Here is a 23,575-nt window from a genome sequence, read left to right on the forward strand (position 1 = left end):
ATGTACATCGACGGCGGTGTTCCGGCCAATCGGAGCGCTTCCGCGTTGCGCGGAATTGAGCCGAAGGCGGAATCGTGGGAGGATGACGGCGGGAGACGTGCATGCCCGTGATCCGCTTCACCGCCAATCTGATGCGCCACCGCGACGCCCCACGCGTCGAGGCGGATGGCGCGTCGGTGCGCGAGGCGCTCGAGGCGGCCTGGACCGAGGATCCGCTCCTGCGGTCCTACATTCTCGACGAACAGGGGCGGCTCAGGCGTCACGTCAACGTCTTCGTCGACGGCGAGATGATCGCGGACCGGCTTACTCTGTCCGATCCGGTCGGTCCGCGTTCGGAAATCTACGTGCTTCAGGCATTGTCGGGAGGCTGATCATGGACAAGCTCTGGGTTGGAACGCGCAAGGGTCTGTTTCGCTTTTCCACGAACGGCAAGGGATGGCGGCAAGGTGGCCCGCCGGCCTTCCTTGCCGAGCCGGTGACATTTGTTCTTGAGGACCCGCGCGACGGGGCGGTCTACGCCGCGCTCAAGCTCGGCCATTTCGGCTGCAAGCTGCACCGCTCGGACGATGGCGGCGAAAGCTGGACGGAGCTTCCGTGCCCTGCCTACCCAGCGTCGGGCGCGCCCGATGCCCCGGCCCTGGATATGATCTGGGCGCTCGCGCCGGGCGGGGCCGACCAGCCGGGACGTCTTTGGGCCGGAACCCTGCCGGGCGGGTTGTTCAGAAGTGACAATCGCGGCGAAAGCTGGGCCCTGGTCGAGACACTCTGGAACGTGCCGCAGCGCGAGAAGTGGTTCGGCGGCGGTTACGACCATCCGGGTATCCATTCGATCCTCGTGGACCCGCGCGACAGCGACAGGCTAACGCTCGGTGTCTCCTGCGGCGGGGTGTGGATCAGCCCGGACGGTGGCGAGACATGGGAACAGGGCGGCCAAGGCCTCCGTGCCGATTTCCTGCCGCCCGATCAGTCGATGGACCCCACGAGTCAAGACCCGCACCTGATCGCCGCCTGCGCATCCGATCCCGACCGGATCTGGTGCCAGCATCACTGTGGCATCTTCTCGTCGAAGGACGGCGGCCGCACCTTTGCCGAACACACCGAAGCTGCCACGCCATCCGCCTTCGGCTTTGCCGTGGCGGTGCATCCGCATCGGCCCGACCACGCCTGGTTCGTGCCGGGCGTGAAGGACGAATGCCGGGTGCCGGTGGACGGGAAGCTCGTCGTGACCCGCACGAAGGATGGCGGCGAGACGTTCGGCATACTGTCCGGCGGCCTGCCGCAGGATAGTGCGTACGACCTCGTCTATCGCCACGCGCTTGTCGTCGATGATACAGGCGAGCGCCTTGCCATGGGGTCCACGACGGGCAATCTCTGGACCTCGAATGACGGCGGCGTAAGCTGGTCTCTCGTGTCGGCGAACCTGCCGCCGATAGCGCAGGTCGCCTTCGCCTGAACGGGCCAGGGCTTGACCCTGCCCGGCCTTCCCCCGTAGATGCGCCCGACTTCTAAGGAGGGTGCCGAAATGGGCTTCAGGATGGGCATTGTCGGTCTGCCGAATGTCGGTAAATCGACCCTTTTCAACGCGCTCACCAAGACCGCTGCCGCGCAGGCTGCGAACTTTCCCTTCTGCACCATCGAACCCAATGTGGGCGATGTCGCGGTCCCTGACGACCGGCTGGAAAAGCTCGCCGCCATCGCGGGGTCGAAACAGATCATCCCGACCCGGATCACCTTCGTCGACATCGCCGGGCTCGTCCGCGGTGCCTCGAAGGGGGAGGGCCTTGGCAACCAGTTCCTCGCCAATATCCGCGAGGTCGACGCCATTGCCCATGTGCTGCGCTGCTTCGAGGATGGCGATGTCACCCATGTCGAGGGCAAGATCGACCCGATCGCCGATGCCGAAACGATCGAGACGGAGCTGATGATCGCCGACTTGGAGTCGATCGAGCGGCGGCTGGCCAACATCGCCCGTAAGATCAAGGGCGGCGACAAGGAGGCCGTCGCACAGGAGCGACTCATGAAGCAGGCGCTCACCGCGCTCGAGGCGGGCAGGCCCGCGCGCACGGTTCAGGTCGTCGAGGACGACGAAAAGGCATGGCAGATGCTTCAGCTTCTGACTTCTAAGCCAGTTCTTTACGTCTGCAACGTCGAGGAATCCTCCGCTGCCACGGGCAATTCGCTTTCGGCCAAGGTCGCAGAGATGGCCGCGACGCAGGGCGCAGGGTCCGTCGTGATCTCTGCCAAGATCGAGGAGGAACTGGCGCAGATGCCCGAAGAAGACGCGGCCATGTTCCTTGAGGAAATGGGGCTTGAGGAGGCCGGCCTCGACCGTCTGATCAAGGCCGCCTACGATCTTCTGGGCCTTCAGACTTATTTCACGGTCGGCCCGAAGGAGGCGCGCGCCTGGACGATAACCAAGGGTACGCTGGCGCCGCAGGCGGCGGGCGAGATCCACGGCGATTTCGAACGTGGCTTCATCCGCGCCGAGACAATCGCCTATGATGACTACATCGCGAAGAATGGTGAGGCCGGCGCGCGCGAGGCAGGCAAGTTCCGCGTCGAGGGCAAGTCCTATGAGGTGAAGGACGGCGACGTCCTGCATTTCCTGTTCAACGCTTGATGCGTCCCGGGTCGGGAATCCGGCACCACGTGGCGCGGCTGGGCAACACCCGCAGGCGAGAAACGCGCTAGGCTCTGGTCGTGGGTCCGTCGCCGCCTGCCGCCTGAATGGGAGGATTTGTCCTTGGTCGAGAGTCTTGCGAACCCGTATCGCTCTACCGGTCTGCCCGGAGCGAGCCGTGACGCAGACGGTCTGCCCAGCACCGACGCCGCCTCCGTCGCCAGGCTGCTAGCGCTCTGCCCCGCGCATGAGGTCACGCCGCTTCACGACGCCCCCGCGCTGGCGGGCCGGGCCGGAGTGGCGCGCGTGTCGATCAAGGACGAGCGCAGGCGCATGGGCCTTGGCAGTTTCAAGGCGCTGGGTGCAGCCTATGCCATCGCCCATGCCGCCGACGAGGCGCGGACCGGAGACTGGGCCGATGCGCTCAAAGGTCGGGTCTACGTCGCGGCGAGCGCCGGGAACCACGGCCTTTCGGTCGCTGCGGGCGCGCGCCTGTTCGGCGCCGAGGCCGTCATCTATCTGGCCGAGACGGTGCCCGAAGCCTTCGCGGAGCGACTGAGGGCGATAGGCGCGCGCGTCGTCCGCGAGGGTGCGACTTACGAGGAGAGCATGGACGCCGCCCAAACCGTCGCCGACCGGAAGGCTTGGCAGCTCCTCTCCGACAGTTCCTGGCCCGGCTATATCGATCTGCCGCGCCGCGTGATGGAGGGCTATCTGCAACTCGCCGCCGAGGCAGAGAGCCAGATCGGCACGCCGCCGACACATATCCTGCTGCAGGCTGGCGTGGGCGGGCTCGCAGCGGCGGTCGCGGCCCATGTCCGCACCGTCTGGGGCGAAGAACCGATCATCGTCGTCGTCGAGCCCAAGGCCGCGCCCGCGCTCATGGAAAGCATTCGCGCTGGGCGGCTGGTGACGGCCGAGGGCCCGGTTTCTTCGATGGGCAGGCTCGACTGCAAGACGCCATCGATGGTCGCGCTTGCGGGACTTGCGCGCGATGCCGACCTGTTCGTGACCATCACCGAGGAGGAGGTCGCGCAAGGCGTCGCCGAACTGGCCACATTCGGCTATGCGACCACGCCTTCGGGCGGGGCCGGGCTTGCAGCGCTTCTGGCTGGCTTGCCCGGGATCGGTGACGACGCCCATGCGCTCGCCATTCTCAGCGAGGGGACCGAAGATGTCTGATCCTGAGCGCGGCTTTCCCGAAGCCGAGCACCGCCGCCGCGTCTCGGCCCTTCAGGGAGAGATGGCGAAGGCGGAGATGGACGCGCTTCTTCTGACCACGCCGCCCGATGTCCACTACGTCACGGGCTTCCTGACTCGGTTCTGGGAAAGTCCTGCGCGGCCCTGGTTCGTGCTCGTTCCAGCATCCGGCGATCCGGTCGCAGTGATCCCATCGATCGGTTTTGACCTGATGTCGAAGACATGGATAGGTGACATCCGCACCTGGGACGCGCCGCATCCCGACGACGACGGCGTTACCTTGCTGTCCTCCGCCATCAGCGACCTCGTACCCGAGCGTGGATGGATCGGCCTGCCCATGGGGCTTGAGACACATCTCAGAATGCCGATTGCCGATTACGCCCGCGTTGCGGAGTTGAGCGCGCCGCGGCGAGTCTCCGACGCCACCGCAGTCATCCAACGTGTGCGCGAGATCAAATCCGAGGCGGAGATAGAGAAGATCCGGGCAGCTTGTCGCGTCGCCGATGCCGCCTTTGCGCGCGTTCCCGAATTCGCCCGCACAGGAGCGCCCCTGGACGGGGTCTTTCGCGACTTCCAGGTCGCGCTGCTGCAGGAAGGCGCCGATTGGGTCAGCTATGTCGCGGGTGGTGCGGGGTCGGGCGGCTACGGCGACGTCATTTCGCCCGCCGATGCCCGTCCCCTGCAGTCCGGCGATGTCCTGATGCTGGATACCGGCGCGGTGCGCGACGGCTATTTCTGCGACTTCGACCGCAATTTCGCGATCGGGAAGGCCGACGACGCCGCGCGCCGCGCCTATGCTGCGCTCCACGTCGCGACCGACGCGGCGATTTCGACCATTCGCCCAGGAATGCGCGCCGCGGATCTGCATCGCGTCATCGTCGATGCGCTCCGCGCCGAAGGCGCCACGCCAGGTGGTGGCCGGCTTGGCCACGGTCTTGGGCTGACGCTGACCGAATGGCCCTCGCTCACGCCGCTCGACCGGACCGAGTTGCGCGAAGGCATGGTTTTGACGATCGAGCCCGGCGTGAAGATCGCGCCCGGCCGGATCATGGTCCACGAGGAAAACATTGTGCTGCGAAATACCGGCGCGGAGCTATTGTCTTACCGCGCGCCGGCCGAATTGCAGGTCCTGGAGTAAGCCATGGCTTCGTTTCCCTACGCACTGGCCGGCCCCATCGGCAGCCGCGCGACGCTGGGACTGATCGTTCTTCAGGTCGATGAGACCATCGAGCACGACTTCCGCCGTCTGTTCCCGTCGGCCGATATCGCGCTTCATGTCAGCCGCGTCCCGAGCGGGGCGGAACTGAACCCCGATACGATCGCGACAATGGAAATCGCGCTGCCGGAAGCGGCGCACCTTCTGCCGCCGGCCGCACGGTTCGACGTGATCGGCTATGGCTGCACCTCGGGAACGACCCTCATCGGGGCCGAGCGCGTTGCCGCGCTCGTTCGCAAAGGCGCGGAGACACGTCACGTCTGCGATCCGCTGACCGCATCCCTCGCCGCGATGGAGATGCTCGGCACGAGGCAAGTCGCGATCGTCTCGCCATACATCGACTCGGTCTCCGAGCCGATCCGAGCGGCGTTTCAGCGGCACGGACTGCGCGTGCCTGCATCTGTCTCCTTCGGAGAAGAGGTCGAGGCGCGCGTCGCCCGGATCGACCCGGCCTCGATCCGCGACGCAGCGCTGTCGATCGGACAGACGCCGGATGTCGATGCGGTGTTCCTGTCCTGCACGAATCTGCGCACGCTCGACATCGTTCAGGATCTGGAAGCGACGCTCGGCAAGCCCGTTCTCAGCAGCAACCAAGTGCTCGCATGGCAGATGGCCCGCCTGGCCGGCGGAATCGCGATGCCCACCGCGCCCGGCGCGCTGTTTCGGCGCGGCCGGGCGGAGTGATCGTTCATGTCGTCCGTGAGTGAGGCGATTGATCGACACGTGCGAAGGGCATCAGGTGAAGCTGGCGTCGGCCCTCTTTGCATTGGTTGGGCTGCCGTTGCTTTTGCGGGTCGATCCGGCGGTCCGATGGCAAACCCGTCAATCCTTGTCGGAATGGGCTGGTTGGGGGGACTCAGGCCAACCGGATTTGCGTCAGTGACCGGACCGCCGGCCGCCCGATAGCCCCGTCTGCCCGTCCGTTACCGGCGTGTGGTGCTGCCCGGGAGACGTGAGCGCCGTGATGAGAGGGCGGTTGGTAAAAAATGTGTAGAAAACGTCGAGTACCGAAGCGGTCGCCCGGGTGATCGGCCATATCGACAGCATGGCGATCGCCGCGACCGGCTCATGCATCGTCAGGACAGCTGCAGACGCGGTCACGGCAAGAACAAGCGCGAACCGATCAATGATCTTGTAGTACGACATGTCACTTTCCCCTCAGTTCCAAGCAACTCCTTTTGCTGCCGTTCCTCAACGTGTCTGTCCCTCTTGGCCCTCCCTACAAGGGCCAGAGGGCTTCTGGATTGTTTAGCCGCCTTCGAGGACGATGGCGGTGTCATCGTCGAGGAGGTCGATTTCTTCGACCATGTCCTCCTCGGGTATTTCTCGTGAAACGCCGAGTTGATCGGCGAGCTCATCAAGCAGGTCTTCGGTGCGTTCCGGCGACAGCGGCTTGTTCGATTCCCTGACGATGCGGCTTTCCGAGTCGGCGAGGAACCCGTCGAGCGCTTCCTGTTCGCCTTCCTCGGCAAGGCGTTCCGCCTCGAAATCCAGGTCTTCCTGAACCAGGTCGAGATCGACGCCATCACAGTTGTCGGTGCAGTCGACGATGCCATCCTCGACGCTGAAAACCGGATCGCCGTCGATCGCGCCTTCGTTGAGCAGATCTGCCAGGTCCTCGTCGGTCACTTCGATCATGTCGCCGTCGACGAAAGTATCCAGCGCCGCCTCTTCCACTTCGCTCAGCTCTTCGCCAGAGGCAGCTTTCGCAGCGAGCTGGAACTGGGCGAGCGCGCCGATCGTCCCGTTGAAATTCTGATTTCGGACATGGGCGTCGAGCGCCTTCTGGCTGGCGTTTGCCGCGTTCCACTTGCCCTTCTCGCTCGGGTGCAGTGCGGCGTGAGTCTCAGTCTCGACCGAATAGGCTACGGATTTCTTCTTCGGCTTCGTCACGACGATGGTCGGGCTCAATTGGCCAGTGCGCTTGGCCTTGGCCGTCTTCGACTTCACGCCTTTGGCAGATTTGCCGCCCTTGCTGGACTTGCCATTACCCTGCCCGCCTTTCTTGCCTCCACCGCGGTCCTCTTTGGCGCCGCCGCTCTTTCCACCGCCGTTGCCGCCACCGTTGCCACCGCCGTTGCCGCCACCGTTGCCACCGCCGTTGCCGCCACCGTTGCCACCGCCATTCCCGCCACCGTTGCCGTTCTTCGCATAGGCGGCGTCCGGGAGCGCGACGGATGCTGCGAACGCAGTGGCGCCGAGCGCGGCAATCGCGAAACAGGTGGCCTTAATCAGCAGTTTCGGAGGTGTGCTCATAGGATCTACCAGTTCAACCTTTCATTCTTCCGTCAGTCGTCGCGGCCGCCTATTGCGGAGATTGGACCGCGAGTCGGACTTCGTGTTGTCTCGAAGTAACCACAGCCCTGTTGAACCGAACGACAACGCTTCGTTAATGTTCGGTTCATTTTGATTTTGATAGGTTTACCGCATGTACAGGCGCACTCTCCTTGCCGTTTGCCTAGCGCAGGCCCTCGCCGTTCTTCCGGCTGAGGGCGCTGTGAGAGAACTCGGTCAGCAGGAGTTGCGTCAGAGTGTGAAGGCGGGCCAGAGCCTGAGCCTTCAAAGGATTCTCGCAGCCATTCCCAAGACGGTATCCGGGGAGCCGGTCGATGTCCGGGCCTTTGATGCGGGCAGGATCTACTACCATGTTCTGGTCATGCGGCCGAACGGCAAGCTCGCCAGCGTCGTCGTGGATGCTGCAACTGGTCAGATGGTGTCGGGAAATTCCGCCCAGGCAAAGGCCGTGCGCGAGGCTGCCCGCACAAGCTCTGGCAACAATGGAAAGAAGGTCGGACAGAGCGCCAGCAAGACGAAGGGCAAGTCTGGCAGCAAGGGTAACTCCGACAAAGCGGGCAACAACGGTAACAGCGGTGGCAACGGCGGTGGCAACGGCGGTGGCAATGGTGGTGGCAACGGCGGCGGCAACGGCGGTGGCAATGGTGGTGGCGGCGGCGGCAAGAAATAGACTATGAATGCCGAAACCCCCACCATGCGGGCACTGATCAACAATGCGCATTCTGATCGCCGAAGACGAGACCGTTCTGTGTGAGCAGATCAAGCGTGTCCTGACGTCGGAAGGCTACGCTCTCGACACGGCGCATGACGGCGAGGAAGCGGCCCATCTCGGCGCAACCGAGCCATACGACATGATCATCCTGGACCTCGGGCTGCCCAAGAAGGACGGCATCTCCATTCTCAAGGAATGGCGCAGCCAAAGTGTCGAGACGCCTGTCCTGATCCTGACGGCGCGGGACGGCTGGGCCGACCGGGTCGATGGCCTCGATGCGGGCGCGGACGACTACATGTCGAAGCCTTTCTACATGCCCGAGCTTTCAGCGCGCGTTCGTGCGCTCCTGCGCCGAAAGTCGGGCATCTCCAATCCAGTCTTCAAGAAGGGAAGCATCGAATTCGACACGCGCACGAAACGCGTGTTGATGGGTGGGTTCCCTGTGGAACTGACTTCCCAGGAGGTCGCCGTCCTGTCCTACCTTGTGCACAATATCGGTAGGCTGGTGTCGCGCACGGAGCTGTCGGACCATATCTACGAATACGACGGTGACCGGGATTCGAACACGATCGCGGTGTTCGTGACCCGGCTGCGCAAGAAGCTCGGCGCCGAGTTGATCGAAACGGTGCGCGGCCTCGGCTACCGGATCGACAGCGACTGATGTGGTCACTACGTCAACGCGCGATCCTCGGCGGCCTGATCTGGGCCGGAATCGCGATCGCCATCGGCGGTGTTGCTCTTTTCTACTTCTTCGACACTCTGACGCAACGGCGCTTTGATGAGGCGCTCCTGGATCGCTACATTCAGGTTGTCTCCGCGCTGGGCAACAGCGGCGGCGAGCCGGAGCTTGTCGAAAGTTTTCTGAACGACCCGGCTTATCAGCGCCCTTATTCGGGCCGCTACTGGCAGATCACCGGGGCCGATGACACCGCTGTCGCGTCGCGATCGCTGTTCGATTCATTGCTGCCCGACCACTCGGACGCTTCCGCGGAGGTTCAGTTCTGGACGGGCACCGGGCCGCAAAGCTTGGTTCGCGGCGCCTACGGGCTTGTCAGTCTGGAAGACGGCGCGGATTGGGTCGTGAACGTGGCGGAGTCGCTCTCCGCGCTCGAACTCGAGCGGCAGAGGATCCGGCAAAGCCTGCTCACGACCTTCGCCTTGATAGGGGCGCTCGGCGTCGCGGGAACGATTCTTCAGACGTCCGCCATTCTGAGGCCGCTGAACAAGCTTAGAGAAGATGTAGCGCATCGCTGGGACCGCGACGAATTTCTAGAGCCCAGAGATTACCCCGAAGAGGTCGCGCCTCTCGTCACCGACATAAACACGCTGCTCGAACGTAATCGCGAGATCGTCGAGCGCGGGCGTCGGCAGGCGGCCGATCTAGCGCACGCGCTAAAGACGCCTTCAGCGATTTTGCGCAACGAACTCAACGCGCTTGCCGAATGTAACGTCGACGTGAATAACGCTCGGAGCGCGCTCGACCGGGTCGATGCCCAGCTGCAGCGTTCGCTGGCACGGACACGCGCGGCCAATAGCGGGGCTTCGGCGCAGCGCCAGACCGAGCTTCGCACCTCGGTCGAGCGGCTCGCCCGGCTTTTCCGCTCGATGCACGATCGTGCCGCGAAGACACTCCGCTTTGAGTTCGCGCCAGATTTGCGGGTGCCGATGGACATGCAGGACATCGAAGAGATCCTCGGGAACATTCTTGAAAACGCCTTCCATTGGGCGAAGGCGACGGTGCAGCTGACGGCCGGGCGCACCGAGCAGGAGGTCTGGATCAGGATCGAGGACGATGGCCCGGGCATTCCGGAAGTCGACCGCCGCGAAGCGCTCAGATCGGGCGGGCGCCTCGACACGTCCGCGCCCGGAACTGGGATCGGGCTCGCCATCGTTGCCGATCTCGCGCAGGCCTATGGCGGCGCTATCGCGCTTGACGCCTCCGACACACTCGGTGGGCTAAGCGTCCTGATCTCCATACCCTCGGCGCAAGGGCTGGGGATATCTGGCTGATCGAATTATTGGCTGGCCTCGATCGACAGCGAAACGGACGAATACCAGTCGGCTGCCGCACGAATCTCGTCGTCCGTGAGATTCTGGGCGATAGGCGTCATCACTTCATGTACCCGCTTGCCCGAGCGGAACGCCTTGAGTTGGGTATCGGTGTAGATATTCGTTTCGGCGGCGAGGTTTGGCACGTCCTCCGTCACGCCAATTCCGTCTGCGCCGTGACAGTCCACGCAAATCTCCGGCGCGTCGGCGGGATCGGCGGAGAGCGTTGCGGTCACCGTGTGCGACGCGTACCAGGCGGCGAGGTCAGCGATTTGCTCGTCGCTCAGTGATTTGGCCACGACAGACATCATTTCATGCGCCCGCGCGCCGTCGCGGAAAGCGGTAAGCTGGGCGGCGATGTATGAGGCAGGCTCGCCGCCGATATGCGGCGCGATCGGGATCTTAGCGAAGCCGTCGATCCCGTGGCAGGTCCGACACTGGCCTGCTAGCACTTTGCCCGACGCGGGATCTCCCGCCCCCTGGGACAAGGCGGCCCCGGCGAGGACGGCCCCGCCGAGAACCATAGCGCTCACTGCCCTCATTGCGCGGGCGCCTCGTAACTGATGCGGTAGAGCGCACCGGCCAGGTCGTCGGAGACCAGGATAGAGCCGTCTGGCAACTCAGCCACGTCGACCGGGCGACCCAGATATTCGCCCGTGGCCGCGTCGAGCCAGCCTTCGGCGAAGGGCTCGGTGGTGGCATTGCCCTCATCGTCGATCTTCGTGACCATCACGCGGGCACCGACCGGAGTCGTCCGGTTCCAGGACCCGTGCTGGGCGGAAAAGATCGCGTTCTTGTAGTCGGCGGGGAACATCGAGCCGGTGTAGAAGTCCATGCCTAAATCGGCGGCATGGGCCACAGTTTCCACCGCGGGCATCACGGCGTCGACCGTCACTTCCTCGTCTTTGTATTCGTTGGTGCGTACGTCGCCGCCGCCGTACCACGGGTGGCCGAAGTGCTGGCCAACGGCGGTCTGACGGTTAATCTCGCCCGGAGGGATGTCGTCGCCCATGCCGTCGACCTGGTTGTCGGTGAACCAAAGTTCGCCCGTGACCGGGTGAAAGTCGTGGCCGACCGAGTTGCGGATGCCGTAGGTGTAGACCTCACGCCCCGTGCCATCGAGATTCAGCCGGATCATGCCGCCGATGCCCACCTGCCCGTAGAGTTCGAGCTTCTCGGGTGGGGCAACGTTGAAAGGCTGGCCGAGCGAGATGTAGATCTTGTTGTCCGGCCCGATCTTGCAGACCCGGGCAGTGTGGTTGAACGACTCCTCCTCGGGTGGGATCAACTCGCCCTTCTTGATCAGGTTGAAGGCCGCCACGTCGGGGCTTTCATAGAAGAACTCGGCCGCGGGGAATAGAAGGACGCGGTTCTGTTCGGCGATGTAGAGAAATCCGTCCTTCGAGAAGCACGGGCCGTTCGGGATCGAGAAAGTCAGCGAGGGGGCGAAGTCCTTCACCTCGTCCGCCACGCGGTCCTTGTTGCGGTCGGTCACTGCCCAGACCTTGTCCTTGCGGGTGCCGACGAACGTGACGACGCCTTGCGGCCCAACTGCCATGTGGCGGGCGTCGGGGGCGACGGCGTAGAGCTCGATTTTGAAGCCTGGCGGCATCTCGACGCGTTCGAGGTTCGCGCGGATGCCGTCGGCATAGTCGCCGCCTTGCTCGACAAAGGTGAATTCCGTCACTCCGGTCTTCTGGAAGTTCGAGAGTTTGTCCAGGTTGTCAGGAACATTTGCCGTCTGTGCTTCAGCCGCGCCAGCAACGAGCGCTGCTGCGGCAATTGTTGATAGAAGTCGTGTCATCTGATCCTCCCTTGGGTTTTACTGTCCTCCGAAACGTATGTCGGGCGGGCCCAGCCGCCCGGGCCATTTACATCAGCCATGCGGCTCAGATCGCGCGCGCCGATATCTCACTTGCGATATGGTCCGCCTGCCGAATGGCAAGTGCGACAATCGTGAGAGTCGGGTTTTCGGCTGCGCCGGTCGTGAATTGTGACCCATCCGAAACGAAGAGGTTCGCGATGTCGTGGGTCTGGCCCCACTTGTTCACGACGCCGTCGCGCGGGTTATCGCTCATCCGGTTGGTGCCCAGATTGTGCGTCGACGGATAGGGCGGCGTCGGAAATGTCCTCGTCGCGCCGACCGCCTCGTAGATCTTGATGCCCTGGCCATATGCGTGGTTGCGCATCGCGATGTCGTTCGGGTGGTCCGAGAAGTTGACGTTCGCGACGGGCAGTCCCCACTGGTCCTTGACGTCGTGATTGAGCGTGACGCGGTTCGTCTCTTGCGGCATGTCCTCGCCCACGATCCACATGCCTGCCATGCGGTCGTAGGCGTCGAGCGCGGTCGTGAATTCCCGCCCCCAGGCGCCAGGATCGAGGAACGCGGCCATGAACGGCAGGCCGAGCGACAGGGTCTCGAGTTCGTAGCCGCCGACGAAACCGCGGCTCGGATCGTGCCGCGCTTCGTCCTGGATGATGCCGGCCATGGTCGTGCCGCGCCACATCCGCACGGGCTTGTCGAACACGGCATAGACCGAGCCGGTCGTGTGCCGCATGTAGTTGCGCCCGACCTGTCCCGAGGAATTGGCGAGCCCGTCGGGGAACATCGCCGAAGCGGAGTTCAGCAGAAGCCGCGGGCTTTCGAACGAGTTGCCGGCGACGCAGACGATCCGCGCCCTCTGCATCTGCAGGTTGCCGTCCTTGTCGAAATACTCGACGCCGGTGACCTTGCCGCTGTCGTCGTGCAGGATGCGCGCGGCATGGGCGTGGTCGCGCACTTCAAGATTGCCCGTCGCCTCGCCCTTCGGAATGTCGGTGTAGGCGGCCGACCACTTGGCACCCCACTTGCAGCCCTGGAAGCAAAAGCCGGTCTGCTGGCAGGCGGGACGTTCATCGTTGTCGATGGAGTTGATCGCCATCCGGCCGGTATGGACCTCCTGGTAGCCGAGCGCCGTCGCGCCCTTCTCGAACACCTTGTAGTTGTTGTTGCCGGGCAAGCCGGGGAATTCCCCGGTGCGCGTGACGCCGAGCTTGGCCTCGGCCTTCTCATACCAGGGCGCCATCTCGTCGCCGTCGATCGGCCAGTCGAGAAGGTTCGCGCCCGGCACCTCGCCATAGGTGGTCTTCGCCTTCCACTCGTGCGGCTGGAAGCGGATCGAGGCGCCGGCCCAATGGGTCGTGGTGCCACCCACCGCCTTGACGATCCAGGCAGGCAGGCCCGAAAAATCCTTCGCAACCCGCCAGTCGCCCGACGTCGTTCGCGGATCGACCCATGCGAGCTGGCCGAAGCTTTCCCATTCGTCGTTGATGTAATCCTCGGGCAGGTAGCGCCCGCCGGCCTCGAGGGCCACGACGCTCACGCCCTTCTGGGCAAGTTCGTTCGCCAGAACGCCGCCGCCCGCGCCGGTGCCGATGACGACGACCACGTTGTCGTCGTTCAGGTCAAAAGGTGCAGCCATAGTCCTGTTCCTCCCCTATGGCTCATAGCCAGTTAATGTCGTCGAAGCCGCGGTCGATGTAGCCGCCCTCGCTGAAGCTTTCGCCCTCGTAGCCGAAGATCGGCCAGACCTCTTTCTGGTTGTAGAGGCCGGTCACAAGACCGCCGCGGATCTGCTGGAAGAACGGGCTGTCCTCCATCGAGCGGAGGATGTCGACCCGGTCGCGTTCCCAGCCCATGCCGAGATAGCTGTCGAAGCCCTTGCCGCGCGCGGCGGCGTTCAGCCCCTCGATTCCTGCCTCGATCCCCGGCGCGGCTTCGGCCGTGTCGTAGCCCTTCACCGCGACGACATAAAATTTGTCGCCCGCCCGGTCGTGCGGGTAGATGTCGCGCGCCATCTGGACCAGAGTCGCGAATGTTTCGGGCTTGAGTGCCGAAAGCTCGGTCGCCCAGGCGGCGTCCTTCGCGGCCATGAAGCCGGTCCCGATCACGAAGGATGCGCCTGCGGCGCTGGCGCGAGACAGAAGCTGTCGCCTGCTCAGGCCGCGGGGGCTGGTTGCGTTGGTCATGAGTTCTCCTCCTTTGCCACCCATCGCGGCCCGTTCAGCCGGCGATATCTGCAATATGTGTCACTTGAAGCGCCCGCCGCGTTCGAGAACCTCGACCTGGTATCCATCGGGGTCCGCGACGAAGAAGAAGCGGGCGATGCGCTTGCCGGCCGGCGCGAATTCCACGAGTTTGCGCGGGCTCAGGCCCTCGGCTTCGAACCGTGCATGTTCGGCGTCGAGATCCTCGACGGACACCGCGAGATGGCCGTAGCCGTCGCCCAGATCGTAAGATTCGGTCCGGCCCTTGTTGATCGTTAGTTCAAGCTCGAACTCGCTCTCCGGATTGCGCATGTAGACGAGCGTGAAGTCGGGGAAATCCAGCCGGTCGGCCACTTTCAGACCAAATGCTTTTTCGTAGAACGCGACCGACGTGTGCTCGTCCAGGACGCGAATCATGGTATGGATTGTCTTTGGCACAACGCTCTCCCGGCGCGCTTGTTTCCAAACGGGGAAAGCGTAACTCCGTATCGACAGGTTGTAGGTAGTATGGGCTTACTACCAGCGGGATTTATTCTCCGGTACCGTCGAAACTACTCGGCCGCCATCACCGTTGGCCGTGTGATCGGGGCAGACTCGATGAACGTCAGACAGGCACAGCGCAATAGCGACGTAAAGTTCGACGGCTCGCCACGAAGCTCCAGAACTTCGGCATGAAGCCTCGAGACGAAAGTTGGTGTCGTGACGCCTTCGGATTCGGCGATTTCATCGAGGATTGCCCAGAAGGATCTTTCCAGCCGGATGCTGGTGCTCTGGCCATTTAGACGAAGACGGCGTGTTTCACTTGCGTAGAGCCGGGGGTCCTGCCCGGCAAAGACATGGCACATCGGTGCTCCTCCCCAAGCTGAAGCGCTGACCGGCAACTCAGAAAACGAGGCAAAACCTGCACAATGTATTTCGTATACGAAATTTGACATTCTGTCCATAACCCGGCTACGCCCGGGACGGAACCGCAGGTATGATGGACGCACATGGAATCGATCAAAACGCCCAAAACGCTGGTCGAGCAGACCTATGAAATCCTGCTCGATGCGATTTGCACCGGCGAACTCGCACCCGGCGAGCGCCTTGCTCAGGACCAGATCGCGGCGAAACTGAACGTGTCGCGGCAGCCAGTGAACAGCGCCATTTCAATCCTGAAGGCCAACCGCTTTGTCGAAGACACGGGCCGGCGCGGCGTCATCGTTTCTCAGGTCGACACGAACCTGTTCCGGTCGATCTATGAATTTCGCTCCGTGATCGAGCCCTTTGCCGTCACGCTGGCCGGCGCTCGGCTGACAGAAAACGCGCGGATGGAGGCCGAGCTTTCGATCGGCCGGGGCAGGCAGGCGGCGAGCAGGCGCGACGCGCTTGGCCTCCTGCGCGCGGATGTCGAGTTTCACAGCATGATCTACCGATGGAGCGGCAATCCCGTCATCGAGAACTCGATGCAGGTCAACTGGCATCACATCCGGCGTTCGATGGCTCAGGTACTGCGCGATCCGGACGCCGCGGCACCGGTCTGGGACGAACACGAGGCAATCGTCGAGGCGCTGCTCGCAGGTCGTACCAAAGATGCGGCGGCACTTATGAAGCGGCATATTGAAGGGGCCTACAGACAGATCGTTGCAGCAACATCCGCTGAAGCTTGATCGGCTTCGTAGCTTGCTGGAGCCGGTGGATATCGCGCGGGGCCGAATGGATGGAATCCGCCCGACTGTCGGGCAGCCTGAACGCGATGAACGACGTGGAGACCTGTTGACCACAAATCGCGTGTCTTGTCGGTTTTTCGGCTGATAGGATCCGCCCATGTCGAAAGGCCGCACCACCGAAGCCCCAGACTCTGCGCCTGAAAGGATGTCGTTCCTCGTCGTCCCGCGCTTCAACATGTCGACCCTGATCACGATGATCGAGGTCATGCGGGTTGCGAACTACCTTTCGCCCGCGCCGCTCTATTCGTGGGAGATTGTGTCATTTGATGGAGCCGACGTTCCGTCATCGAACGGGTTGTCGCTTGCGGCGCGGCCCCCCGACGACCGCAATCGCCGTGGCGAAACCGTTTTCGTGCTGGCGAGCTGGAATGCCGAGGCCTACAGTAACGCGAGAACGCTGAACTGGCTTCGGCGTCACGCACGGACCGGCATGCGCGTCTGCGCAGTGGAACTTGGCTGCTACCTGGTGGCGCGAGCGGGGCTCCTTTCGGGCAACCTTGCAACGACGCATTGGTCCTGGATGTCCGGATTTCAGGAGCAGTTCGACGACGTTTCGGTCGTAGAGCAGCTGTTTACCATCGACGGCCAAATGATGACCTGCGCGGGCGGGCTCGCCGGGGTCGACCTCGTGCTGAAGCTCGTCGGCGACGCGCATGGCGAGCGTCTTGCCCAAGAGGTCGCTGACCAGATGCTGTATCACCCGATCCGCCTCGCGGAGGCGCCGCAGCGGCGGCCAATCGGCCGCGGCCAGGAGACGCTTTCACCGATCGTGCGTGACGCCATCGCCCTGATCGAGCAACACATCGCCGAGCCTATGCCGGTGCCAGAGGTCGCAGACCGGCTCGGCGTGTCGCAACGCCAACTCGAGCGGCAGTTCAAGGCCAGAGTGGGCTGTACGGTGGTGCAGTTCGGACTGCTCCTGCGCCTGCAGCACGCTCGTGTGCTGCTGATCGCAACCGAGCTTTCCGTGCGCGAGATCGCGACGGCTTCGGGCTTCAACACGCTGTCGCATTTCGCTTACTCTTTCGGGAGGCGCTTTGGGCGACGTCCTTCGGATTACCGGCAGGCCTGGCCAGAAAAGGACGCCGCACCGAGTTGGCCTGGTACGCTGGCAAAGTTTCTCGAAGCGCTCGAGAACCAAGGAACGGCGAAGCCTTTTCAAGTCCTGCGCAAGTCAGGGGCGTAGCCCCACCCTGCCTCAGCCCGACGAAAACACAGGGACGACCTCATCGATGAAGAGTTCGAGCGAGCGCCTTTGTTCGGCGAGGCCGAGGCCGAGGCTCGCGTAGTAGATGAACTCGTCCACGCCGATCTCCTCGTAACGCCTCAGCTTCCCGATCACCTCGTCCGGCGTCCCGAACATCAGGTTGTCGTGCAGCATCCTGGGGTCGTATTCCGCGCGGTTCCCAAGTTGGTCGAAGGGGGTTTGCTTCGGGAAGCCGTCCTTCACGTCGCCGAGATTCTTGAACAGGTTCTCGAACTGGCCGAGCTGGCGCTGGGCGGCGCGGACGGGCACCATCCAGTCCTCCTTCCGGTCGTAGAGCGCGGTGTGGCGCATCATCGCCATGGTCGGAAGTTTCGCGCCGGGATGGGCCGCCATCGCGTCCTCGAGCCGTTGCATGTAGGTCTCTGCCTCGTCCATCCCGCGCGTGAGCGGCCAGGACATGATGTTGCAGCCTTCGCGGACCGCGTAGTCGTAGGTGATCGGTGCACGCGCGGCGACCCAGACCGGGACCTCCGACTGAACCGGTTTCGGCACGGCCGTCGAGGTCGGGAATGACCAGAATTCGCCGTCATGCTCGTAGTCGCCCTTCCAGAGCGCCCGGACGGCCGGCAGCATCTCCTGCATGTAGCGCCAGGCGTCGGACTGCTTCAGCCCCGGCGCCATGCGGTCGAATTCGCGCTGATAGGCGCCCGAGCCGATGCCGAATTCCAGCCGCCCGCCCGAGATGAGGTCGACGAATCCGGCTTCACCGGCGAGCTTGATGGGGTTCCAGTAGGCCGCGACGGCGACCGCGGTGCCGAGCCGGATGCGGTCGGTATGCGCGGCCCACCAAGCGAGGATCGAGAACGGGTTGGGCGCGATCGTCATTTCTAGCGCGTGATGCTCGGCCGCCCAGACGGTGCTGAACCCGCCCCGGTCGGCCATCTGCACCATCTCGAGCGTGTGGCGCGCCACCTCGTTCATGTCGCGGCTCGCGTCCATGCGCTCCATGTTGATCGCCAGCTGGAATCTCATCGCCGTCTCTCCCGGATTATCTTTCGCGGCCAATTTTCACGCCTTCGGCGGCATGCGTTGTCGGAAATTCGTCATTGGCGACAAATTTTCGACACACCGTGGAAAGCAGTGCCGCCATTGTCTAGAGCCGCTCAGCGCATCACGAAGGGATTCGCCATCGGCTCGTCAGAGGTGTTCACCCATACCGTTTTCGGGCGCGTGTAGTCGTACATCGCCTGAAACCCGCTCTCCCGGCCGTAGCCTGACCCCTTGACGCCGCCAAACTCCGCGATTGGAGAGATGGCACGGTACGTATTGATCCAGACGATGCCGGCGCGGATCGCTTTCGACATCCGCATCTGCCGGGCGCCGCTTCGCGTGAAGATCCCCGCCGCCAAACCATGTCTACTGTCGTTGGCGAGCAAGACGACTTCGTCCTCGGTTCGGAACCTCTGGACCGCCAGCACGGGTCCGAAGAGCTCGGTGTCGACAATGCGCAGATCTTGACGCGGGCAATCGAGGATGGTGGGTTCGTAGAAGGTGCCGGAGAGGCCTTCGGGGCGCTTGCCTCCACACAAGACCTTTGCGCCTTCGCCGATGGCCAAAGCGACCTCACGCTCGATGGATTCGAGTTGACCGGTCGTGCAAAGCGGACCCATCTGGGTCTCTTCTGCCAGAGGATCGCCAATCCGTATGTCGCGCGCGCGCTCCGTCATCTTCGAAAGAAACTTGCTTGCGATGTCCTCGTGCAGATAGAGCCGCGACCCGGCGACGCAGCTTTGCCCCGTCGCCCCGAAGATCCCGGCGATTGCACCGTTCACCGCGCTCTCGATGTCGGCGTCCTCGAAGACGATGAAGGGCGACTTGCCGCCAAGCTCCAACGTGACCTCGGCGAAATTCTCCGCCGAGTTGTAGAGCACATGACGCGCCGCCCGCGGTCCGCCGGTGAAGGAAATGCGGGCGACAAGAGGGTGGGAGGTCAGCGCCTTGCCGCAGGGGTCGCCGTGGCCGGTGACGATATTGACGACACCGGGCGGAAAGCCAGCCTCTTCGATCAATTCACCGAATTCCAGCAATGCAGCCGAGGCGTGCTCGGACGCCTTGATGACGACGGTATTGCCTGCCGCCAGAGCCGGGCCGATTTTCACCGCGACGAGGAAAAGCTGCGAATTCCAGGGCACGACAGCGGCCACGACGCCCAGTGGCTCGCGCCGGGTGAAAACGAAGAGGTCGGGTTTGTCGATGGGCAACGTCTCGCCTGAGATCTTGTCAGCGCAGCCTGCGTAGAAATGGAAAAACTCGGCGATGTATTTCGCCTGCCATCGGGTTTCCTTAAGCATCTTCCCGGTGTCGATGCTTTCCGTACGCCCAAGCGCCTCTGACCGGTCGGCCAGGAGATCGCCCAGCCTTCGAAGGCACTTGCCGCGCTGAGAGGGAACCATCCCGGCCCACGGGCCCGACATGAAGGAGCGGTCGGCGGCGCGAACGGCGCGGTCCACGTCTTCAGCCGTCGCCTCGGGCACGCGACACCAGACCTCCCCGGTAGCTGGGTTAACGCTGTCGAACATGCCACCGTCGGAAGCCCCGGCCCATTCTCCGTCGATCAGCATGCTGTATGGTCTGATCTCGCCCATCGCGTGCCTCCTCCCTTTGACTATTTCTCATACTGGAAGGATCGCGCCGGGTCTCGTCGGATTTTCGACAGGTGCTGGCGAAAATTGTGTATCCCATTCGCCGGACCAGTGGCACGCATGAGGAAAGGGAGACGCGCATGTCGGAAAAGCAGGTCATCGGCGAGCCGCTTGTGATCGACGGGCGCAGGCTGTCACTAAGCCGCGCCGTTCGGGCGGGGGATTTCGTCTATCTAACGGGCCAGGTCCCAATGCAGGACGGCGCGGTCATGACCAAGGGTGCAATCGAGGACCAGACGCGCGTCGTGCTCGACGACATCACCGCGACGCTGGCTGTGGCCGGCTGCACGCGGGACGACGTCGTCAAGGCAATGGTGTGGCTGACAGATCGTTCCGATTTTCCCGGCTTCGACTTGGTCTATGGGGAATACTTCCCGAACGATCCCCCGGCGCGCTCGGCGGTGGTCACGGACCTTCTGGTCGACGTGAGGGTCGAAGTCGAGGTCGTTGCCTACAAGCCTCTGGCGCGCGCATGACGCGCTCACCGACAGGCACCGCTTTTGACATGACCGGCCCCGAAAGCGCGCCGGTTGTCGCGCTGATCCACGGTCTCGGGCTCAACCGCGCGCTCTGGCAGTGGCTCGCGCCACATATCGTAGATCGTTACCGCGTGCTCGCCTACGACCTTCTCGGCCATGGCGAAAGCTCGCCGCCACAGCCCGATCCGACGTTGAAATCGCTCTCGGACCAGCTCACCGGGCTGCTCGATCATCTTGGCATCGACAAGGTTTCGGCCGTCGGTTTTTCGCTTGGCGGCATGGTTGCGCGACGCTTTGCGCAGGACCATCCCGGCCGGGTTGCAGCGCTCGGCGTCCTGCATTCGCCCCACCGGCGAACGAAGGAGGCTCAGGCCGCTATCCGCGCGCGCGTCGAACAGGCCCGCGCGGAGGGGCCGCGCGTGACCGTCGAGGCGGCGCTCGTCCGGTGGTTTACGGACGACTACCGCACGGCGAATTCGGGCGTGATGCAACTCGTCCGCTCCTGGGTCCTCGCAAACGACCCGGACGTTTATCCCGACCTCTACCGTATTCTCGCGGAAGGAGTGGAAGAGATTGTTGCACCCAACCCGCCGATTGCCTGCCCGGCGCTCGTCATCACCGCTGATGAGGATTTTGGCAACGGCCCCGAGATGACGCATGCCATCGCTGCCGAGATAGCGAACGCCGAAACGCAGATTTTGCCAGGTCTCCGGCACATGGCGCTTGTCGAGGATCCGCCAGCGGTCAATGCACCGCTGATTGCATTTCTGGACCGTCATCTTGCCGCAGGAACTTTCGGCGCTCGGAGAGCAGGTTCGGGAGCATGACAGTCGGAGGCATCGACTCTCGGACCCTTCGCAACGCCTTCGGTGCCTTCGCGACCGGCGTCACGATCGTGACGACACGGCAGCCAGACGGCACTCCGCGCGGCTTCACCGCGAACTCGTTCACGTCGGTGTCGCTCGATCCGCCGCTTCTGCTCGTCTGCCTCGCCAAGACCGCCCATAGCTGCGAAAGCTTCATGCAGGCCGCCCACTTTGCCGTGAACGTCCTGGCCGAGGATCAGAAGGCGGTCTCGGGCCTTTTTGCAAGCCAGGTAGCGGACAAGTTCGGCCAGTGCTCCTGGAAGGCAGGGGCGGCGGACGTTCCTCTGGTCGACGGGTCGCTTGCGCAGTTCGCCTGCGAACGAGAGCAGCTGGTGGATGCGGGCGACCACGTCGTGCTGATCGGGCGCGTGATCGAGGCCTCGGTGCGGGACGGCAACCCGCTAGGCTATTTCCGCGGAAACTATTTCTCGATCGGTCTTGAGGATCGCCTGGTCTCCGCGTTTGTCGCGAAAGGCGCGACAAGGATTGGCGCGGTGCTGACGATGGACAATAGAATTCTTCTTGAAGAGCAAGCTGGCGGAGCGCTGTCAGTGCCGGTGGCGCCGGAAGCGGAACCCAGCCTCGACGGCTTGCGGGCGATGATGCTCAGCCGGGGCATGAAGCCCGAAGTCGATTTCCTCTATGCGGTCTACGAGAATCGCGAAACGGGGGTGCACGGGATCTTCTACCACGGCCTTGTTTCGGGCGAAGCGCCCACGGGAATGGTGCTGCAGCCGCTCGACACGTTGCCTCTGGACAGGGTCGCCGACGCTGCCGAACGATCGATGCTGCGACGCTATGCCGAGGAGTTTCGCCACGGGACCTTCGGAATTTATCAGGGTAACGAAGCAACGGGGCAGGTTCGTCGGATAAGCCGCTGAGGGCGCGCGGTATGTAGCCGGGACTGCGCAACGTCCGAGCCGATGCTGTGGATGTTCTCGACATATTGGCGTGGATTAAGACCCCATCGGCGTCGTGGCGGACGAAACCTGCCTGTTGCAGCTTCGCATCAATTTTGTCGCCAATCTGTGCCACCTATTCAATTCTCGGTGGTGCAAAATAGAACTCTGCTAAGTTGACGCAAAGACAATTGAAATGAGGCAGGTTGATGAAACGGACCATGGGCTTGGTGGTCCCGGTAACGCTCGTTGCGTCATGCGCAGCGGTGGGACCGGACTATGTGCGTCCGCAGATGTCCATGTCTGCGCTTTTCGTGAATGGTGGGTCGTCCGCGCTGCGGGATGCGGCGGTCGAGCGGTGGTGGACAGGTCTGAACGATCCGCTTTTGAACTCACTCGTCGATCGTGGTCTGTCACAGAACCTTGACATCCGTACGGCCTGGACCCGGATCCGGCAGGCGGAGGCCGCGCTGGCCCGTACGGGCATTGCCTCGCAGCTGAGCGGTGATATCTCTGGTCGCGCCGGTCGCGAACGCGACTCGGCCGGCAATATCGACGATGCGAATTCAATCTCGGCAGACGCTGCGTATGTCTTCGATTTGTTCGGCGGGGTCCGGCGCAGCACCGAGTCGGCGCGCGCGAGCCTCGAAGCGGCCCATTACGACCGGGGCACGGTTCGACTCGCTTATCTCGCGGATATCGCGGACGCCTACGTCAACGCACGCTACTTCCAGAATGCCGCATGGATCACGCGACAGGCGATCCAGTCGCGGCGCGCGGCGTTCGATCTCGTGTCGCGACAGGCCGCAGCGGGCGAAGCGACGATGCTGGACGAGGCGCAGGCCCGTGCGCTTCTCCGCAGCGCCGAGGCGGCACTTCCCTCGCTTCAGGCGAATTTCGAGGGAAACGTGTTCCGAATTGCGACCCTTCTGGCAGAACCCGCCGGGCCGATCATGCAGCGCATGACGCAAGGATCGGGCCAGCCGGTGCCGCAGCGCTTGTCAAAGAGCGGTACGCCCGCGGATCTGTTGCGCAATCGGCCCGACATCCGCGCGGCTGAGCGTGAATTCGCCGCGTCGACGGCCGCGATCGGTGTCGCCGAGGCTCAGCTTTATCCCTCGCTCACGCTGTCGGGCTTTATCAGTTCGGGCGACGACGAAACGTGGGCCTTCGGTCCCGTCCTGCGAGTCCCGGTCCTGAACCAGGGCGTCCTTCGCGCGAACCGTGACGCGGCCAAGGCGCGCGCGGCGGAAGCTGATCTCAACTGGCGCTCGACGGTGTTGCGCGCGGTTGAGGAGGTGCAGGAAGCCGATTCCTCCACCCGTTACTGGCGCCGCCAAGTGGGCGCCCAGCGTTCTGCCGCCCAGGCGAACAACGAGGTGCGCGACCTGACCAAGAAGAGCTACGAGGCTGCCGAGACCGTGCTGACTGACGTGCTGGACGCCGAGCGGCGCTCGCTCGACAGCCAGATCGCGCTGGCCGGCGGGCTGCGTGACCTCGCGACAAGCTGGATTAGGCTTCAAGTGGCAACAGGACGCGGTTGGTCAGATCAGCCGCCGCCGGATGACGCGATGGTGGCTGTCGCCGAGTGATCG

25 protein-coding genes are annotated in these 23,575 nt (G+C 63.7%); 15 read left to right on the top strand and 10 right to left on the bottom strand.

All coding sequences use genetic code 11. The features are described 5' to 3' along the window. Positions 1-101 precede the first annotated feature (101 nt). The 6 genes from DEA8626_RS16140 to DEA8626_RS16165 all read left to right on the top strand — a co-directional run bounded on the left by DEA8626_RS16140 (position 102) and on the right by DEA8626_RS16165 (position 5,720). Positions 102-371, top strand: a complete 270-nt coding sequence (locus DEA8626_RS16140) for a MoaD/ThiS family protein (RefSeq protein WP_108854663.1) — start codon at positions 102-104, stop codon at positions 369-371. Positions 372-373: 2 nt separating this feature from the next. Then, complete coding sequence (locus DEA8626_RS16145) at positions 374-1,453, top strand: WD40/YVTN/BNR-like repeat-containing protein (protein WP_219929214.1); 1,080 nt, start codon at positions 374-376, stop codon at positions 1,451-1,453. 69 nt (positions 1,454-1,522) lie between these two features. After that, a complete protein-coding gene (ychF, locus tag DEA8626_RS16150; RefSeq protein WP_108854261.1) occupies positions 1,523-2,620 on the top strand; it encodes a redox-regulated ATPase YchF in 1,098 nt (365 codons plus the stop codon). A gap of 123 nt (positions 2,621-2,743) precedes the next feature. Continuing rightward, a complete protein-coding gene (locus DEA8626_RS16155; RefSeq protein ID WP_108854262.1) occupies positions 2,744-3,802 on the top strand; it encodes a pyridoxal-phosphate dependent enzyme in 1,059 nt (352 codons plus the stop codon). Beyond that, the gene (locus DEA8626_RS16160) at positions 3,795-4,958 is read left to right on the top strand and encodes a M24 family metallopeptidase (protein ID WP_108854263.1); all 1,164 of its coding nucleotides are present in this window, start codon (positions 3,795-3,797) and stop codon (positions 4,956-4,958) included. Before DEA8626_RS16155 ends, DEA8626_RS16160 begins: the two co-directional genes overlap by 8 nt. 3 nt (positions 4,959-4,961) lie before the next feature. Then, positions 4,962-5,720, top strand: coding sequence for a maleate cis-trans isomerase family protein (locus DEA8626_RS16165; protein ID WP_108854264.1), 759 nt, complete (start codon positions 4,962-4,964; stop codon positions 5,718-5,720). A 192-nt stretch (positions 5,721-5,912) separates the two neighbouring features. Here the strand turns inward: DEA8626_RS16165 and DEA8626_RS16170 are convergent, their stop codons facing one another. Together DEA8626_RS16170 and DEA8626_RS16175 are read right to left on the bottom strand one after the other, a co-directional pair. Then, positions 5,913-6,182, bottom strand: coding sequence for a hypothetical protein (locus DEA8626_RS16170; protein WP_108854265.1), 270 nt, complete (start codon positions 6,180-6,182; stop codon positions 5,913-5,915). Between the two features lie 102 nt (positions 6,183-6,284). Continuing rightward, a complete protein-coding gene (locus DEA8626_RS16175; protein WP_181366486.1) occupies positions 6,285-7,292 on the bottom strand; it encodes a hypothetical protein in 1,008 nt (335 codons plus the stop codon). Between the two features lie 241 nt (positions 7,293-7,533). Between DEA8626_RS16175 and DEA8626_RS21120 the strand changes: the two genes are divergently transcribed. From DEA8626_RS21120 to DEA8626_RS16200, 3 genes are read left to right on the top strand one after another with little or no spacing between them, the layout of a single operon-like run. Continuing rightward, positions 7,534-8,001 carry a PepSY domain-containing protein gene (locus DEA8626_RS21120; protein ID WP_181366487.1) on the top strand — a complete coding sequence of 156 codons (468 nt, stop codon included), beginning with the start codon at positions 7,534-7,536 and terminating at the stop codon, positions 7,999-8,001. A gap of 43 nt (positions 8,002-8,044) precedes the next feature. Then, positions 8,045-8,704 carry a response regulator gene (locus DEA8626_RS16195; protein WP_108854270.1) on the top strand — a complete coding sequence of 220 codons (660 nt, stop codon included), beginning with the start codon at positions 8,045-8,047 and terminating at the stop codon, positions 8,702-8,704. After that, on the top strand, positions 8,704-10,053 hold the full coding sequence (locus DEA8626_RS16200) for a sensor histidine kinase (RefSeq protein WP_108854271.1): 1,350 nt from the start codon (positions 8,704-8,706) through the stop codon (positions 10,051-10,053). Before DEA8626_RS16195 ends, DEA8626_RS16200 begins: the two co-directional genes overlap by 1 nt. Before the next feature lie 5 nt (positions 10,054-10,058). On the opposite strand, the gene DEA8626_RS16205 is transcribed toward DEA8626_RS16200, so the two are convergent. From DEA8626_RS16205 to DEA8626_RS16230, 6 genes are all read right to left on the bottom strand, one after another. Then, the gene (locus DEA8626_RS16205; protein ID WP_108854272.1) at positions 10,059-10,634 is read right to left on the bottom strand and encodes a c-type cytochrome; all 576 of its coding nucleotides are present in this window, start codon (positions 10,632-10,634) and stop codon (positions 10,059-10,061) included. Further along, entirely contained in the window at positions 10,631-11,896 is a 1,266-nt protein-coding gene (locus DEA8626_RS16210) for a PQQ-dependent sugar dehydrogenase (RefSeq protein WP_108854273.1), read from the bottom strand. Before DEA8626_RS16210 ends, DEA8626_RS16205 begins: the two co-directional genes overlap by 4 nt. A gap of 85 nt (positions 11,897-11,981) precedes the next feature. Continuing rightward, the gene (locus DEA8626_RS16215) at positions 11,982-13,553 is read right to left on the bottom strand and encodes a GMC family oxidoreductase (protein ID WP_108854274.1); all 1,572 of its coding nucleotides are present in this window, start codon (positions 13,551-13,553) and stop codon (positions 11,982-11,984) included. Positions 13,554-13,575: 22 nt separating this feature from the next. Then, on the bottom strand, positions 13,576-14,100 hold the full coding sequence (locus DEA8626_RS16220; protein ID WP_108854275.1) for a Twin-arginine translocation pathway signal: 525 nt from the start codon (positions 14,098-14,100) through the stop codon (positions 13,576-13,578). A 60-nt stretch (positions 14,101-14,160) separates the two neighbouring features. After that, complete coding sequence (locus tag DEA8626_RS16225; RefSeq protein ID WP_108854276.1) at positions 14,161-14,556, bottom strand: VOC family protein; 396 nt, start codon at positions 14,554-14,556, stop codon at positions 14,161-14,163. A gap of 113 nt (positions 14,557-14,669) precedes the next feature. Beyond that, the gene (locus DEA8626_RS16230) at positions 14,670-14,963 is read right to left on the bottom strand and encodes a ribbon-helix-helix domain-containing protein (protein ID WP_108854277.1); all 294 of its coding nucleotides are present in this window, start codon (positions 14,961-14,963) and stop codon (positions 14,670-14,672) included. A 144-nt stretch (positions 14,964-15,107) separates the two neighbouring features. Here DEA8626_RS16230 and DEA8626_RS16235 point away from each other — a divergent pair, with 144 nt between their 5' ends. Further along, a complete protein-coding gene (locus DEA8626_RS16235) occupies positions 15,108-15,767 on the top strand; it encodes a GntR family transcriptional regulator (protein WP_108854278.1) in 660 nt (219 codons plus the stop codon). Positions 15,768-15,924: 157 nt separating this feature from the next. Next, a complete protein-coding gene (locus DEA8626_RS16240) occupies positions 15,925-17,013 on the top strand; it encodes a GlxA family transcriptional regulator (protein ID WP_245890892.1) in 1,089 nt (362 codons plus the stop codon). Positions 17,014-17,025: 12 nt separating this feature from the next. Here the strand turns inward: DEA8626_RS16240 and DEA8626_RS16245 are convergent, their stop codons facing one another. After that, positions 17,026-18,066, bottom strand: a complete 1,041-nt coding sequence (locus tag DEA8626_RS16245; protein ID WP_108854280.1) for an LLM class flavin-dependent oxidoreductase — start codon at positions 18,064-18,066, stop codon at positions 17,026-17,028. Positions 18,067-18,197: 131 nt separating this feature from the next. After that, positions 18,198-19,679, bottom strand: coding sequence for an aldehyde dehydrogenase (locus DEA8626_RS16250; RefSeq protein WP_108854281.1), 1,482 nt, complete (start codon positions 19,677-19,679; stop codon positions 18,198-18,200). Between the two features lie 137 nt (positions 19,680-19,816). Between DEA8626_RS16250 and DEA8626_RS16255 the strand changes: the two genes are divergently transcribed. The 4 genes from DEA8626_RS16255 to DEA8626_RS16270 all read left to right on the top strand — a co-directional run bounded on the left by DEA8626_RS16255 (position 19,817) and on the right by DEA8626_RS16270 (position 23,572). After that, on the top strand, positions 19,817-20,212 hold the full coding sequence (locus DEA8626_RS16255) for a RidA family protein (protein ID WP_108854282.1): 396 nt from the start codon (positions 19,817-19,819) through the stop codon (positions 20,210-20,212). After that, the gene (locus DEA8626_RS16260; protein WP_108854283.1) at positions 20,209-21,042 is read left to right on the top strand and encodes an alpha/beta fold hydrolase; all 834 of its coding nucleotides are present in this window, start codon (positions 20,209-20,211) and stop codon (positions 21,040-21,042) included. Before DEA8626_RS16255 ends, DEA8626_RS16260 begins: the two co-directional genes overlap by 4 nt. Then, positions 21,039-21,962, top strand: a complete 924-nt coding sequence (locus tag DEA8626_RS16265) for a flavin reductase family protein (RefSeq protein ID WP_108854284.1) — start codon at positions 21,039-21,041, stop codon at positions 21,960-21,962. The genes DEA8626_RS16260 and DEA8626_RS16265 overlap by 4 nt, the downstream gene beginning before the upstream one ends. Positions 21,963-22,189: 227 nt before the next feature. Beyond that, entirely contained in the window at positions 22,190-23,572 is a 1,383-nt protein-coding gene (locus tag DEA8626_RS16270; RefSeq protein ID WP_108854285.1) for an efflux transporter outer membrane subunit, read from the top strand. Positions 23,573-23,575: the final 3 nt, after the last annotated feature.

The sequence above is a fragment of the Defluviimonas aquaemixtae genome, from assembly GCF_900302475.1.
GTDB classification, from domain to species: domain Bacteria; phylum Pseudomonadota; class Alphaproteobacteria; order Rhodobacterales; family Rhodobacteraceae; genus Albidovulum; species Albidovulum aquaemixtae.

Excerpts from the sequence above, each read along its gene's own strand:
- DEA8626_RS16140 (WP_108854663.1), top strand. The coding sequence starts at position 102 with ATGCCCGTGATCCGCTTCACCGCCAATCTGATGCGCCACCGCGACGCC.
- DEA8626_RS16145 (WP_219929214.1), top strand. The coding sequence starts at position 374 with ATGGACAAGCTCTGGGTTGGAACGCGCAAGGGTCTGTTTCGCTTTTCC.
- ychF (WP_108854261.1), top strand. The coding sequence starts at position 1,523 with ATGGGCTTCAGGATGGGCATTGTCGGTCTGCCGAATGTCGGTAAATCG.
- DEA8626_RS16160 (WP_108854263.1), top strand. The coding sequence starts at position 3,795 with ATGTCTGATCCTGAGCGCGGCTTTCCCGAAGCCGAGCACCGCCGCCGC.
- DEA8626_RS16165 (WP_108854264.1), top strand. The coding sequence starts at position 4,962 with ATGGCTTCGTTTCCCTACGCACTGGCCGGCCCCATCGGCAGCCGCGCG.
- DEA8626_RS16170 (WP_108854265.1), bottom strand. The coding sequence starts at position 6,182 with ATGTCGTACTACAAGATCATTGATCGGTTCGCGCTTGTTCTTGCCGTG.
- DEA8626_RS16175 (WP_181366486.1), bottom strand. The coding sequence starts at position 7,292 with ATGAGCACACCTCCGAAACTGCTGATTAAGGCCACCTGTTTCGCGATT.
- DEA8626_RS16195 (WP_108854270.1), top strand. The coding sequence starts at position 8,045 with ATGCGCATTCTGATCGCCGAAGACGAGACCGTTCTGTGTGAGCAGATC.
- DEA8626_RS16200 (WP_108854271.1), top strand. The coding sequence starts at position 8,704 with ATGTGGTCACTACGTCAACGCGCGATCCTCGGCGGCCTGATCTGGGCC.
- DEA8626_RS16205 (WP_108854272.1), bottom strand. The coding sequence starts at position 10,634 with ATGAGGGCAGTGAGCGCTATGGTTCTCGGCGGGGCCGTCCTCGCCGGG.
- DEA8626_RS16210 (WP_108854273.1), bottom strand. The coding sequence starts at position 11,896 with ATGACACGACTTCTATCAACAATTGCCGCAGCAGCGCTCGTTGCTGGC.
- DEA8626_RS16215 (WP_108854274.1), bottom strand. The coding sequence starts at position 13,553 with ATGGCTGCACCTTTTGACCTGAACGACGACAACGTGGTCGTCGTCATC.
- DEA8626_RS16220 (WP_108854275.1), bottom strand. The coding sequence starts at position 14,100 with ATGACCAACGCAACCAGCCCCCGCGGCCTGAGCAGGCGACAGCTTCTG.
- DEA8626_RS16230 (WP_108854277.1), bottom strand. The coding sequence starts at position 14,963 with ATGTGCCATGTCTTTGCCGGGCAGGACCCCCGGCTCTACGCAAGTGAA.
- DEA8626_RS16235 (WP_108854278.1), top strand. The coding sequence starts at position 15,108 with ATGGAATCGATCAAAACGCCCAAAACGCTGGTCGAGCAGACCTATGAA.
- DEA8626_RS16240 (WP_245890892.1), top strand. The coding sequence starts at position 15,925 with ATGTCGAAAGGCCGCACCACCGAAGCCCCAGACTCTGCGCCTGAAAGG.
- DEA8626_RS16245 (WP_108854280.1), bottom strand. The coding sequence starts at position 18,066 with ATGAGATTCCAGCTGGCGATCAACATGGAGCGCATGGACGCGAGCCGC.
- DEA8626_RS16250 (WP_108854281.1), bottom strand. The coding sequence starts at position 19,679 with ATGGGCGAGATCAGACCATACAGCATGCTGATCGACGGAGAATGGGCC.
- DEA8626_RS16255 (WP_108854282.1), top strand. The coding sequence starts at position 19,817 with ATGTCGGAAAAGCAGGTCATCGGCGAGCCGCTTGTGATCGACGGGCGC.
- DEA8626_RS16260 (WP_108854283.1), top strand. The coding sequence starts at position 20,209 with ATGACGCGCTCACCGACAGGCACCGCTTTTGACATGACCGGCCCCGAA.
- DEA8626_RS16265 (WP_108854284.1), top strand. The coding sequence starts at position 21,039 with ATGACAGTCGGAGGCATCGACTCTCGGACCCTTCGCAACGCCTTCGGT.
- DEA8626_RS16270 (WP_108854285.1), top strand. The coding sequence starts at position 22,190 with ATGAAACGGACCATGGGCTTGGTGGTCCCGGTAACGCTCGTTGCGTCA.